Genomic DNA, 13,022 nt, shown 5'->3' on the forward strand with positions numbered 1-13,022 from the left:
GCGGGCATTCTCTTCGTTTGCCGGCCTTATCATTTTCCTTCTCAGCAGCTCAAAAACTAACCCCTCCTCAGAGGATGGAAATTACAGATACACCAAAAAGGCGATTCCAAAAATCATTGCGCACATTTTTTGAGAAGTTAAAGATTTGTTTGCGCTTGAAAAACAGCTGTTTTCAGCTAAACTGTGGTGCTGCATATTTTTGTAAATTATAAGTTAGAACAGGAATCTTCTGATGAGTGAAAAGAAAATCAGAGTAGGAATCGTGGGTTTCGGAACAGTCGGCTGCGGGGTTGCAAAGATCCTCTTCGACCAGAAAGAAACCATCCAGCAGAAAACAGGAGCAGATCTCGAGCTAGCGAAGATTGTGGATTTAGACATCACAACCCCCCGCTCAGTAGATGTACCTGAAGAGCTGCTTTCTACAGACATAAACGATATTGCCGGCGACGATAGCATCGATATCGCAGTGGTGCTTGTAGGCGGGACTACCGCTGCCAAAGACATCCAGATTAAGATGCTCCAAAGCGGGAAAAACGTTGTTACGGCGAACAAGGCCCTTCTCGCCAAGCACGGAGCGGAGCTTTTCAGCGTTGCCCGTGAGAATAATGTATGCATCGCATTCGAGGCAAGCTGCGCAGGCGGGATCCCGATAATCAGCGCGATAAGATCGGGGTTGGCAGCAAACGATATAGAAAGAATCTACGGCATTCTCAACGGCACAAGCAACTATATCCTCACCTGCATGGAGCAAAACGGCGATGATTTCCCGGCAGTTCTCGAGAGGGCTCAGGAGCTCGGATACGCCGAGGCAGACCCCACGCTGGACATCAACGGCGGGGACTGCGGACACAAGCTCGCTATACTTGCGAGCCTTTGCTTCGGCTGCGAATTCGAATTTTCAGACGTTACCTACGAAGGTATTGAGAAGATCGCCATCACAGATATCGAATGCGGCAGAGAAATGGGCTACAGCCTCAAGCTCCTGGGTGTTGCAGAGAAGCAGCCCTGCGGGGAATACACCCTTCAGGTGAGTCCGTCATTTGTGCCTTCAGATGAAATAATAGCTCAGGTGCCCGGGCCCTTCAATGCGGTAAGCCTCTTCGGCAGCTGCGTAGGCCATACGATGTACTACGGACGCGGGGCGGGCATGATGCCCACAGCAAGCGCTGTTACTGCGGATATTATCGAAATCGTTTCGGGCAATTCGAAGCATCTTTTTGATAACCTCAAGCTAAAACCCAGAGAAGAAACTAAGCCGCTCGTTGCTGATATCAAAGACCAGCAGAAACGCTTCTATATCAGGATTCAGGCCAAGGATGAGCCGGGCGTTCTTGCGAAGATGTCATCTGCCCTGGGCGAGAACGGGATAAGCATCAGAGGAGCCCTCCAGCAGGAGGCCCCTGCTCAGAAAAATTATGTTACGGTGGTAATCACTACTCATAAGACATCCCGCAATATGATTGATGATGCTCTGAACAAGATAGATGAAATGAATATAATCGCCGGCGAGCCGGTTTGCATACAGATAGTTGAAATCCCGGGGGATGAGGGGTGAACTGCAAGCACCTTATAGTAATACCGGATGGAGCAGCAGACCGTCCGATAGAACAGTTCGGCGGGAAAACGGTGCTTCAGGCCGCTGATATACCGAATATAGACAGGCTTTCACAGAGCGGGATTCAGGGGCTTGTTCAGACAGTCCCGCAGGGGATGTCTCCGGGCAGTGATGTTGCCCAGATGAGCCTGCTTGGCTACAACCCCCACGAATTTTACACCGGAAGAGCCCCGATTGAGGCGGCCGCTATGGGTATTGACCTCTCGCAGGAAGACTTCGTGTTCCGCTGTAATCTGGTTACATATTCAGACGGGAATATGGCAGACCACAGCGCAGGGCACATTTCCACAAACGAGGGCAGGCAGATAATCGAAGAGCTCCAGAAGCAGCTCGGCTCTGAGAAGGTGCGATTCTATCCGGGCGTTAGCTACAGGCATCTGTGCGTAGTGAGCGGAATGGATTTCGATATAAAAGCCCTTCCGCCGCACGATAATATCGGCAGGCCGGTGAGAAAGATTCTCCCTTCAGGGAAAAACAGCGCATTTCTAAAAGACCTGATGGAGAAGAGCCGGCTGGTTATAGAGCAGATGGAAATAAACAAGATCCGCACAGACCTCGGTGAGAACCCTGTGAGCTCGATTTGGCTCTGGGGCGAGGGAAAAAGGGCGAGCATGGAGAGCTTCAAGGCCAAATACGGCCTTAAAGGCGCCTCGATCACGGCTGTTGACCTTGTGAGGGGGCTCTCGAAGCTGATAGGTTTTGAGATTATCGAAGTGGAAGGGGCCACAGGCCTTCCAGATACCAACTATGAAGGCAAAGCGGAAGCGGCCGCAGAGGCCCTCGATGAGAATGATATTGTGTTTCTGCACCTTGAAGGCCCTGATGAGGCAGGCCATTCCGGAGACGCAGAGCTTAAAAGAACCGCTCTGGAGAGGATAGACAGCAGAATTATCGCACCGCTTTCAGAGAAGCTTGAAGGCTATGATGAGTGGAAGATCCTCGTAATGCCTGACCACCCAACGCCTGTGAGCACAAGAGGGCACACCGCAGAGCCCGTGCCATTTATGATAAGCGGAACTGTTGAACGCCCTGATGTGCAGGGCAGGCCGTTCAGCGAATCGAATGCGGCCCGTTCAGGCCTCCATATAGAAAGGGGCTATGAACTGATGGAATATTTTCTAAAAGTGTAAGTATTTTTTATTAAATTACGGGGAACAAATGTCAATCATTGTTCAGAAATTCGGCGGCACTTCAGTTGCAAATTCTGAAAAGATCAGGAACGCAGCGAAGCGGGCTGTCGCCAAGTACAAGCAGGGGCACAAGGTAGTTGTGGTTGCCTCGGCGAGGGGCAAGCAGACCGATGAGCTTGTAGCTGATGCGCATGAGCTCAATCCAAACCCTCCCAAGCGTGAGATGGATCAGCTCCTGAGTACCGGCGAACAGCAGACAGTATCCCTGATGGCTATGGCGATTCAGGGTATGGGGTATAAGGCTCTCAGCTTCACCGGCCATCAGATCCAGATGATTACAGACAGCGTACATAGCAAGGCGAGGATCGAAAGCATCGGCTCTGAGATTATCCATGAAAAGCTCGATGAAGGCTATATTGTAATAGCGGCGGGCTTTCAGGGAATCGATGAGAAAGGAAACGTAACAACGCTGGGAAGAGGCGGGTCTGATACCAGTGCAGTGGCGATTGCGGCAGCCCTGAAGGCCAAGCAGTGCGAGATCTACACCGACGTTGACGGGATCTACACAACAGACCCCCGCAAATACTCCAAGGCAGTGAAGATTCATCAGATCAGCTACGATGAAATGCTTGAGCTTGCAAGCCTCGGTGCTGGCGTTATGCACGGAAGGGCTATCGAATTCGGCAAGAAATACGGCGTGGAAATTCAGGTGAGAAGCAGCACTCTGGATATCGAGGGAACTTTAATTACTCAAGAGGTGCCTCAAATGGAAGGTATATTAGTATCAGGTGCAACGGTTCAGTCTGACCTTGCAAAAATTACGATAATAGGAATCCCGCACAGCCCGGGAAATGCGGCGAAGGTGTTCTCTGCCCTTGCAGGAACGAAAATAAGCGTGAACGATATCATCCAGACAGAGCTTGATGACAACTCTGCAAACCTCTCGTTCACTATCTCAAAAAACGACTTGGCAGACGCCCTGAAGACAATAAAAGCAATCAAAGCAGAGATCCAGTACAGAGAGCTGTTTATCAGGGAAGATATTGCGGAGGTAAGCGCTGTAGGTATCGGTATGAGAACTCATTACGGCGTTGCAGACCGTATGTTTAAGGCCTTGGCCGAGAACAAGATCAACATTGATTCTATCACTACAAGCGAGATCAGAATAAGCTGCATCGTGGATAAACAGCAGTCCGATAAGGCTCTCGAGGTTATCTGCGATACGTTCCAGCTTGATAAAGAACCCGAAGAAAGAGATATGTAATCTGAATGCCCGCCTGAAAATGAGACTAAGGCGGGCTTTCTTTTTTTTTTATTTAACACTAATTTGAATAGATAATAATGCGAAGAAGGCTGCTGAATATCCCGGTAAAACTGCTTACCTCACACAAATACAGAAAGATCAGCCTGATTGTAATACATCTTATCGTATTCACTCTGGCATATTTCGTGGCTTGCGGGATATTCAACAATATGAAAATCCAGCGGGACTGGGTTATGGATCTGTTCCTCCCGCCTTTGATAATCATTCTGCCAGTGAAGCTTATAATCTTCGGGCTTTTCCGGCAGTACAGCAGCCTCTGGAAGTATGTAAACATCTCAGACCTCGTGGGAATATGCACATCTGCCTTTTTCAGCGCAGCAGCAATCATCGGTATATGGCATACGATGATGTACACGATGCGCGGGCCTGAACAGGCGATTTTCAGGGAAGTGCCCGAGAGCATCTTGATCCTTGATATGGTGCTTACGATTTTTGCCCTCTCCGGCCTGAGGGTCTCTGCGAGGCTGAATATTGAAGATAATCTCGCCCTGAGCTCAACAGACAGAACAAATCTGCTTATAGCAGGAGCCGGAGATGCAGGGGAGATGCTTTCAAGGGAGATAAAAAAATTCTTCCTGAATAAGTACAAGATAGTCGGCTTCGTTGACGACAACCCCGACAAGATAAAGAGCATAATAAACGGCTATGAAGTTTTGGGAACTTCAGAAGACATCCCCGATATCTGCGAGGAATACGGTGTTCAGGAGATTGCGATAGCCCTGCCCTCTGCCAAGCACGAACAGAGAAGGCGGATTATCCGGCTTGCCGAAAAGACCAATGCCGTTTGCAGGATCATACCCACCCTTGCCGAGATAACATCCGGCAGCGTGAAGGTGAGCCAGATGAGGAAGATTGATATCTCCGATCTGCTCAGCCGAGATGAAATAAAGCTGGATACCCAGCATATTCACAGCTTCATCAACAATAAAACCGTTATGGTAACAGGGGCAGGGGGGTCAATAGGCTCAGAGCTTTGCCGGCAGATTGCCGGCTACGGGCCAAAAGAGCTCGTATTGCTGGAACAGGCCGAGAATCCGCTGTTTGAGATTGAAGGCCAGCTTCAGGGCATCTCCGAGATGATTACTGTCAGCCCTGTAATTGCTGATATATGCGACAGGGCGAGAGTACTGCATATATTCGAGCATTATCGCCCTGATGTGGTTTTCCACGCCGCTGCACATAAGCATGTACCTCTGATGGAGAGCAACCCGGGCGAGAGCGTGAAGAACAACGTGCTGGGAACGAAAAACGTGGCAGATGCAGCCGACCAGCACAAAACAGAGCATTTCGTTTTGATAAGCAGCGATAAGGCCGTGAATCCTACAAGCGTTATGGGCTCTACAAAACGCATCGCCGAGATGTACACAACGAGCCTGAACGAAAAATCCGATACGAATTTCACTACCGTCCGTTTTGGGAATGTCCTCGGTTCGAGCAGTTCGGTTGTTCCTGTGTTCCAGAGGCAGATTGACGAGGGCGGGCCGGTTACGGTAACCCATCCGGAGATGACCAGATACTTTATGACAATCCCCGAGGCGTGCCTTCTTGTAATGCAGGCGGCGGCAATGGGCAAAGGGGGCGAGGTGTTCCTTCTGGATATGGGCGAGCCGGTGAAGATATTAGAGCTTGCCAAGGATATGATAAAGCTCAACGGCTACGAGCCTCAGATTGATATAAAGATCGAGTTTACAGGCGTTCGCCCTGGGGAGAAGCTCTTCGAAGAGCTCTCTGTGGAAGGGGAAAATATGCTGCCCACAGATCACCCGAAGGTGGCGATATGGAAAACAAAACGCATAGATACCGCCAAGCTGGGGCAGGATATCGAAAAGCTCAGAGAGGCCTGCCAAGGCGAGGACGAGAAGCAGGTGGTTCAAACGATTCGGGAAATTCTGCCCGAATACGCATTTGAGGCCGAAGTGAATAAAGATGGCTAAGTTCAAAGTTTACGATATCTTCCGCGCTCTTCATATCGATAAGCAGGCCAAGGCCCTGCAGGACGGCCTTTTAGAAGCCCTTTGCAGCTTCAAATCAAAAATTTACTACAGCAAACTCCATCAAATCCCGCTTTCAAATACCAGCCGGCCTTCAAGAGTGCTCATAGCAGCAAACATCAGCGGCATAGGCAACTGCATCGCCGCTACGCCCCTTGCTCAGGCAGTCCGTATTGCTATGCCGAATGCTGAGATCACGTTTATGGCCTCCAAAGGCGATCTCTTCGACAACTGGCACATACCGGACAGGATAATAAAAGACAAAATCCCGCCGGCAGAGCTGAGCTTCGACTACACCCTCATCCCCTACTGGGGCGATAAAATACATCCCTCTTGGCTGTATGAGCCCCGATGCGGGCGGGTGCTTGCATACAAAAATGCCTTCAATAAATGGTTCCTAAAGCCTGAACGAGAGTATGACCTTGATATAGCGCGAAGGCTCGGATACAAAGGCGGCCTCCTGCCTGAATATGTGGGCATTAAGCCAACTGAGCTTGTGCCGCAGGATGAAAAGATAATTACGCTCCTTCCCTGCTCGAATCAGGACGAGCGCTGGGCAGGCAAGAAATGGACGAAATTCCCAGAGCTGATAAATCTTATCACTGAACAGCTCCCTGAGCTTACTATATGCATTGCGGGGCTCAAAAGCGATGAGATTGAGGGCAGCTTTAATCAGGCCAATGTGTTAGACCTTCGCGGCAGGCTGACGCTTGCAGAAACGGCATTCCTGCTGAAAAAGAGCATCATTGCTGCCGGCAACGACAGCGGACCCGCTCACATAAGCGATGCCGCCGGCACGCATACAATATGGCTCTTCGGGATGTCCTGCATTGTTAAAAATCACCCGATGAACAAATACCGCATCCTCAAATCCGCAGAGAAATGCGTCCCCTGCCAATACACCGGAGCATACGAAAACTGCCCCGAGCCGATCTGCATAAACTCTATCTCAGCAGAAAAAGTTTTAGAAGAGATCAAACGCTTCCTGAATTCCTCTCAGTAGATGTTCATTCCAGCCAGCTTTGAGCAAATTCCAAGAGGTCTGCGATATTCACCACCCCGTCTCCGCCTTGCGGGCTTATATCCGCTGAGTACGTTCCAACTGGCAGCTGCCACTGCCCGGCAAGAATGGCGTAATCGAGCAGGTCTATCTGGCCGTCTTCGTTTATATCGGCAGGCTCTGCTGCAGGGACAAATTCAATATAGTTCACCGATACGCTCTTGAAAGAGCCTTCATCAAAGCTGAGCCTTATCCTGCATTCTCCCTGCTCGCTTATAACTGCTTCGGGGATTATCGTATCCTCCCAGGTGCTCCAGCTTCCTGTATCGGGAAGGATAAGCGGGAATTCTTCCCCGCTGCCCACCTGCAGGCTTCCGCTGAGCTCATAGGAGGAGCTGCTTCTGATAACAATATCGTAAGTTCCCGAGATTACTTCCGCATCGTATTCGAGCCATTCGCCCGCTTCGGCGTAAACAGCGAATCCGCCCCCGGTATCGCCTGCGGAGAGTATGTCAACGTCTTCAGAGCGGTATTTTCCGTAGGCATTGCCCGGGCTGTTGTCGTAGTAGGCCTCATTCTGCCCGCCCACGGCATAGTTCTCTGCCTGAATCGTCCCGGGGATTACTCGAATAATCTTCACATAATCAATCAGCCCTTCGCCCTGAGTAATGCTGAGCCGAACGCTGCCTTCTCCGGAGCTGTGAATATCAAAGGGCTCTATAATCGTTTCGCTCCAGTTAGACCAGCCGCCCGTATCCGGCAGAGAAACTCCCGCAGGCTCCTGCCCTTCAATCTCGAGAAGAGCCTCCATACCGTAGCTGGAGGTGCTGCTGATTACGGCTTTGTACGTGCCTTCGGTGAGCGTTTTGCTGTATCTCAGCCATTCGCCTGCCTCAGCATACACGGCGTATCCCTCGCTGTTTGAAAGTATTTCCACGTCGTCTTCTCTGTAATCGCCGTATGCATTGCCTGCTGTGTTGTCGTAATATCCAACGTTTTGCCCGCCTGCATCGTAGTTTTCTGCCTCTATCATCCCGGGGAGAATCCCCCTTGTTACCACGGCTTTTTCCGCAGACGCAGCGGTCTGGTTCTGATAAGGCCCCTTATCTCTCGCTCGTACCTTATATGCGTAAAGTTTGTCCGCATCGAGGCCTGTTTCGGTATATTCAGGGCTGTCCTGCCAGCCGCTGTCATTCCCGCTGCCCTTTGTGCATTCAAAATAATACTCCACTCCGCTGGGATCTTCCGCCTCTGCTGCTTTCATATAGACAGAGTTTCCATCTATCGTTTCCGGAGGAACCGCCCACTGAGCGGGGTTTGGGGTTGGCGGCTGCTGGTCGTCGTTTATGTCAAACTCAAAAACCATTATCGAATATTGAGGCACGGTTATTTCAAAACGCGTGCCCGAAGTTTTCGGGGCTGTGCCGAGAGTTTCCAATAGATTCCCGCCGGAGCTTTCCCAGAGCGTATAGTCAACATCGCCTTCTATAAGCTTTGTTCCCGCCTGAACTTCAAAGCCGTAGTTTTGATATGCATTCGAGGAGTTGTTGATCAGCCATACGGTCATAGAATTGTCCTCACGGAAGGCGCGGGTAATTAGTTCGCCGAGGTTCAGGGACGTGCCGTCGATATCGTCCATAAATGCAGTTTTAGCTCCGGCTGTGCTGCGGGTGAGGGCCGTGCCGAGCTTAATGTGGTCGTCGCCGAAAGGATAGCCCCAGTATGTCATTGCGCTGAAGCCCTTGTCGAAGCAGTCGAAAACGATTCTCATCGCCTTTTCTGAATCATTCAATAATCCGTCATTGATTCCCCAATGCACTTCGCTGTGCCACTTGGGCTTATCCCCGGCTGTGTCTGCAAAGTCGCCCAGAGCAGAGGAGTTGTACCATTGATTTGGGTAGTGATGGGTGCCTGCGATATCGTAATAATCTCCCCAGCCCTGCGTTTCCAGCCAGCTCAGCCAATTGTCAGCACTCGAAACTTTGTATGTCTCGGGAGCAATCAAGAGAGGCATATCAAATCCTCTGCTCACAGAAAGCGCCTCCAGCTCGTCTATAGTCTGCTTGTATCTGCTTGTGGTTATATTGCCTTCGTTGAATGTGCGTTCATTATCAATGCCCAGAACGTCTATGTAAAAGCCGTTATCTTCCATCATCTCGAGGTAGTCAGCGAGCATAATCGCGTATTTCTCGGGAATAATTGGGCCTCCTGCCGAGCTCTTTGTCCATTCGGGGAAGCTGTCGTCGCCTTTGAGCTTCTTGCTTGCAAAGAGGATTACATCGCTGTTTTCAGATAGAGCATTGCCTATCGCCTCAAGCTGCATTGAATACTCATCCTCAAGGATCACCCCCTCTGAAGGGTGCCCGCGGTCTGTATCACCATTGCCCCATATCGGAATCCTGAGAACAGAAAACTGATTATCCACAAAAACCTCGCGTGCGTGGCCTGTGTTGATGTAGTTCGCCTTCCATTCCCATTTTATATCGTATCCCCACTGGATTACCGCGCTGCCGAGCTGGTCGGCGTTTATAACGGCATCCGAACCTGTAGCCGAATAAGCAGGGCTCAGAAACAGCGATAACAGCATAACTGCTGCTGTGAATTTCAAGTTTATTGTGCTCATAACCTTCCCTTAAAAAATTTTCTCTTTAGTATATATAGCTTGACGAAACCCTTTTTTTCACTTTTTTAATCAAACGCAGCGCAAAACATCAATTTTTTAGTTGAATGCAGCATTTTAATTTGCTATTATTGAGTCAGTGTTAGAGCGTAATTTTTTAATTTTCACGCCCCTCGGTTTCTTGTTTGCTTTTGGTTTTTCCTCCGGGCGTAATTCTGGGAGAAAGCTATGAAAAGAGTTGCTTTATTTTTGTTCACTGCGTTTTTTGCGCCCGCCCTGTGTTATGGAGGTTTATTCCAAGCCCATTTCAACGACGGCATAAACAGCGAATACTGGAGCATAAATCAGAATACCGGCATTTACTCAGTTGATGACACTCACGGAGATATAAGGCTTGAAAAAACCGGCACTGCCCAGCCTGGAATGAATTTAGTGGAGATTAAGCTCAATCTTTCGAAGGTTTCGCTTATAGGGGATACCATCCCGGGGGATTTTGAGGCGATTATCAATTTCTCTGAAGCCGTTTTGCCGGGGCCGGGTCTTGATCAGGTGGAGCTGCATACAGCATTTACAAGCGGCCAATACTTCTTTAACGTTCGCGATAACGATTCAGGCACACAAAACGTTCACGTTTGGGACGGCCAAATCAGAGGCGGATTCCCAACCCCCGCCGCAGCGGGGACTTTGAGAATCGTGAGGCAGGCGGAAGTTATTACTGCCTTCTTCGACGACAGCCTCGTTTATCAGAAAAGTTTCGTTACCGCAAACCTGAACTCGCTCAGCTTCACTCTTCAGAATAATCTCGGCTCAAACGACCATACAAGCGTGATTTTTGATGATTTCAAGCTGAGCGGCGAGTATGTTGTTCCAGAGCCGGCAGGGATTTGTCTGTTTTCGGCAGGGCTTGCTGCTCTTCGGCGGCGAAGAAAAGCATAATCTCCCCTTTTCCTGAGCCTTCGGCCTGAGGGGCAGAATGAAGGCTCAAGAATATATCAATTCACCCCCGCCTCGCCGCCGGGCGGGCAGAATTGGTGTTGTCTGAGCGTGTTATGCCCCTGCTGTAACTATCCAGAGGGCGATGTATGGAACAATGTTGAACACAACGATAAGCAGTTTGTACAAGCCGAGACAAGAGAACATAACCGCGCTGTACTGCTGCTCATCCATCGGGAAAAACTTGCTGTGGATCTTGTACGCTTCACTGCGCAGAGCGATCACCAGAAGCGCTCCGAATGCAATCAGAAGCACGTTGATAAGTGAACACCATCCGAGAACATTACGAATTTCAATAAGTGTCATTTTTTTACCTCCCAAGGCTAAAATTTATAACAGTTTACAAAACTACACGAAAGTAAGCTTGCAAGTTATTATTACGAATAAAATGGCAGTCTGTTTTCTCCTCGCCCACGCCTCTGGGCAGTTTTCACCCTAACCCCGATTTCTCAAATAGCATTCAAAATAGTGAAAAATCATTTTTTTCGTCGATCCTGCTTTGTAATCGGTGTTTTAAATTCGCTATAGTCTCTGATACCTGCTCTGTTGCTATGAAAAACATTCGCCGCAGAGAATACATACAATCCACAGATTGCACAGAGGTTATTAAATATGAGAAGCAGCCGCTAAATTCCGCTGAGATATATAAGCCGCTAAGCAGCACTAAGGATTTACTAACCGCTAATCAACACTAATTTTTCACTAATGATTTTGCAAAGAGCCACGAGCCACAGGCTACTCTGCCACTGGCCACTCTGCCATCCGCCGCAGGCGGACTTGCAGCTCTGCCACTCTGTCACTCGCCACTCAGCCAAAAATCTATCCGCTTGTTTTCCGCCTGCGGCGAACAGGCTCTTCGCCTTCGGCGGACTCCACGCACGGCTCTGATTGTCTTTAGTATTACGCAGCAACTTCACGATACGAGATATTTAAACCGAGCCACGCATGAAGACCCGCCGCAGGCGGGGCGGAATAAGTGGACAGCAGTACGCAGAGAAAAGATATATTGACCACAGAGGCACACGGAGGTTATTTAAATATAATATATTAACATCCTCTCCGTTATCTCCGCTTCCTCTCCACCTCCGGCGGACAGGCTCGGTTTAACTCTCTTTTACATCAGAGAAAACATTTTCATAAATGAGAGGGGAAAGCTCTCTGCCGGAAGGACGCTTCAACGCAATACATAATCCTGCTCTGATTCGATGGATGTGTTTTTACACAGAGGTATCGGAGGAAACGGAGGGGAGATATTTTTTTGGCAGGATTATTTATGTTCAAAGCAATGAGAAGGCAAAAGGCAAAAGTTCCGCTGAACGAGTCCGCCTCGTCCGCTATGTCGAATCCCGCTGATGATTTTGCCACGAGCTACGCATCAATAAATGGGTAACTGTCCCTATTAAAATTCAGCAGGGGTTTGCGGCGCTCCGCACTAGTACGAAAAATCCTATCATTGCGAAAAAAAAGCCGGCAGGTTATGCCGGCGATTAGTTTGCTTGGATTAGGTTTAGAATTTGATTTTGGAGAACGCTGCGGCGAGTGCTTGGGCGGTGGTGCTTTTCTCGCCTTGCAGAACGATGGGCTTGCCCTGTTCGCCGGAGATTGCAAATTCCGGATCCATCGGTACAGACCCGAGAAACGGCAGGCCGAATTCCTCAGCCACCTTCTCCCCGCCGCCGGAGAGGAACACATCCACACGGTATCCGCATTTCGGGCATACGTAGCCGGCCATATTCTCCAGAACGCCGAGGACATCCACTTCCACCTTCCCGCAGAAGGATATACACCTTCGCACATCCATCACAGATACCTGCTGCGGGGTTGTAACGATAATCGCCCCGTCGGGCTTTTCGAGCGTCTGCACTGCTGATAGCGGCTCATCGCCTGTTCCGGGCGGGCAGTCAACGATGAGATAATCGAGCTTGCCCCAGTGCACCTGATTTACGAACTGATTTATCACGTTATGCTTTGCCGGGCCGCGCCAGATTACGGGGGTGGTATCGCTTTCGAGGAGGAATCCTATGCTCATCACCTTCAAGCCTGATGGGCCTGCAGCGGGGATTATCATCTCGCCCACCTGATGAATGTCTTCTCCTGTAACGTTCATCATCCGCGGTATGCTCGGGCCGTGGAGGTCCACATCGAGCAGCCCCACGCTGTTGCCCTGGCTGCTGAGCCAAGCAGCGAGATTCGCCGCCACGCTGCTCTTGCCAACGCCGCCTTTCCCGCTCATAACGATTATTTTTTTGCCGATTTCGCTGCTGCTTTGGCCGGCATCCCCGCCGGCATTTGCTGAAGGGCAGCTCCCGCTCTGGGAACACCCTGAACACTGATTCTCTGCCATTGTTA

General features: G+C 50.0%; 9 protein-coding genes. 6 read left to right on the forward strand and 3 right to left on the reverse strand.

All coding sequences use genetic code 11. From position 1 onward, the window contains the following. Nucleotides 1–232: 232 nt before the first annotated feature. The 5 genes from STSP1_RS08025 (at nt 233) to STSP1_RS08045 (ending at nt 7,063) form a co-directional block, all read left to right on the forward strand. Nucleotides 233–1,555, forward strand: a complete 1,323-nt coding sequence (locus tag STSP1_RS08025) for a homoserine dehydrogenase (RefSeq protein ID WP_085755859.1) — start codon at nt 233–235, stop codon at nt 1,553–1,555. Beyond that, entirely contained in the window at nt 1,552–2,745 is a 1,194-nt protein-coding gene (locus STSP1_RS08030; protein WP_085755860.1) for a cofactor-independent phosphoglycerate mutase, read from the forward strand. Before STSP1_RS08025 ends, STSP1_RS08030 begins: the two co-directional genes overlap by 4 nt. A 28-nt stretch (nt 2,746–2,773) precedes the next feature. Then, nucleotides 2,774–4,009, forward strand: coding sequence for an aspartate kinase (locus tag STSP1_RS08035; RefSeq protein WP_085755861.1), 1,236 nt, complete (start codon nt 2,774–2,776; stop codon nt 4,007–4,009). Between the two features lie 77 nt (nt 4,010–4,086). Beyond that, nucleotides 4,087–6,003 carry a polysaccharide biosynthesis protein gene (locus STSP1_RS08040; RefSeq protein ID WP_085755862.1) on the forward strand — a complete coding sequence of 639 codons (1,917 nt, stop codon included), beginning with the start codon at nt 4,087–4,089 and terminating at the stop codon, nt 6,001–6,003. Then, on the forward strand, nt 5,996–7,063 hold the full coding sequence (locus tag STSP1_RS08045) for a glycosyltransferase family 9 protein (RefSeq protein WP_085755863.1): 1,068 nt from the start codon (nt 5,996–5,998) through the stop codon (nt 7,061–7,063). Before STSP1_RS08040 ends, STSP1_RS08045 begins: the two co-directional genes overlap by 8 nt. A 4-nt stretch (nt 7,064–7,067) precedes the next feature. Here the strand turns inward: STSP1_RS08045 and STSP1_RS08050 are convergent, their stop codons facing one another. Continuing rightward, nucleotides 7,068–9,683, reverse strand: a complete 2,616-nt coding sequence (locus STSP1_RS08050) for a carbohydrate-binding domain-containing protein (protein WP_085755864.1) — start codon at nt 9,681–9,683, stop codon at nt 7,068–7,070. A gap of 225 nt (nt 9,684–9,908) precedes the next feature. Here STSP1_RS08050 and STSP1_RS08055 point away from each other — a divergent pair, with 225 nt between their 5' ends. Continuing rightward, the gene (locus STSP1_RS08055) at nt 9,909–10,616 is read left to right on the forward strand and encodes a PEP-CTERM sorting domain-containing protein (RefSeq protein WP_085755865.1); all 708 of its coding nucleotides are present in this window, start codon (nt 9,909–9,911) and stop codon (nt 10,614–10,616) included. A 111-nt stretch (nt 10,617–10,727) separates the two neighbouring features. On the opposite strand, the gene STSP1_RS08060 is transcribed toward STSP1_RS08055, so the two are convergent. Both STSP1_RS08060 and STSP1_RS08065 read right to left on the reverse strand, forming a co-directional pair. Continuing rightward, nucleotides 10,728–10,979, reverse strand: coding sequence for a DUF6868 family protein (locus tag STSP1_RS08060; RefSeq protein WP_085755866.1), 252 nt, complete (start codon nt 10,977–10,979; stop codon nt 10,728–10,730). 1,201 nt (nt 10,980–12,180) lie between these two features. After that, on the reverse strand, nt 12,181–13,017 hold the full coding sequence (locus STSP1_RS08065) for an Mrp/NBP35 family ATP-binding protein (RefSeq protein WP_085755867.1): 837 nt from the start codon (nt 13,015–13,017) through the stop codon (nt 12,181–12,183). Between the last annotated feature and the right edge of the window lie 5 nt (nt 13,018–13,022).

Origin of the sequence: Sedimentisphaera salicampi, from assembly GCF_002117005.1 — a bacterium.
Classification (GTDB): domain Bacteria; phylum Planctomycetota; class Phycisphaerae; order Sedimentisphaerales; family Sedimentisphaeraceae; genus Sedimentisphaera; species Sedimentisphaera salicampi.

Bases quoted from the DNA above. Each gene is read 5' to 3' on its own strand.
- STSP1_RS08025 (WP_085755859.1), top strand. From the start codon at position 233: ATGAGTGAAAAGAAAATCAGAGTAGGAATCGTGGGTTTCGGAACAGTC.
- STSP1_RS08035 (WP_085755861.1), top strand. From the start codon at position 2,774: ATGTCAATCATTGTTCAGAAATTCGGCGGCACTTCAGTTGCAAATTCT.
- STSP1_RS08040 (WP_085755862.1), top strand. From the start codon at position 4,087: ATGCGAAGAAGGCTGCTGAATATCCCGGTAAAACTGCTTACCTCACAC.
- STSP1_RS08045 (WP_085755863.1), top strand. From the start codon at position 5,996: ATGGCTAAGTTCAAAGTTTACGATATCTTCCGCGCTCTTCATATCGAT.
- STSP1_RS08050 (WP_085755864.1), bottom strand. From the start codon at position 9,683: ATGAGCACAATAAACTTGAAATTCACAGCAGCAGTTATGCTGTTATCG.
- STSP1_RS08055 (WP_085755865.1), top strand. From the start codon at position 9,909: ATGAAAAGAGTTGCTTTATTTTTGTTCACTGCGTTTTTTGCGCCCGCC.
- STSP1_RS08060 (WP_085755866.1), bottom strand. From the start codon at position 10,979: ATGACACTTATTGAAATTCGTAATGTTCTCGGATGGTGTTCACTTATC.
- STSP1_RS08065 (WP_085755867.1), bottom strand. From the start codon at position 13,017: ATGGCAGAGAATCAGTGTTCAGGGTGTTCCCAGAGCGGGAGCTGCCCT.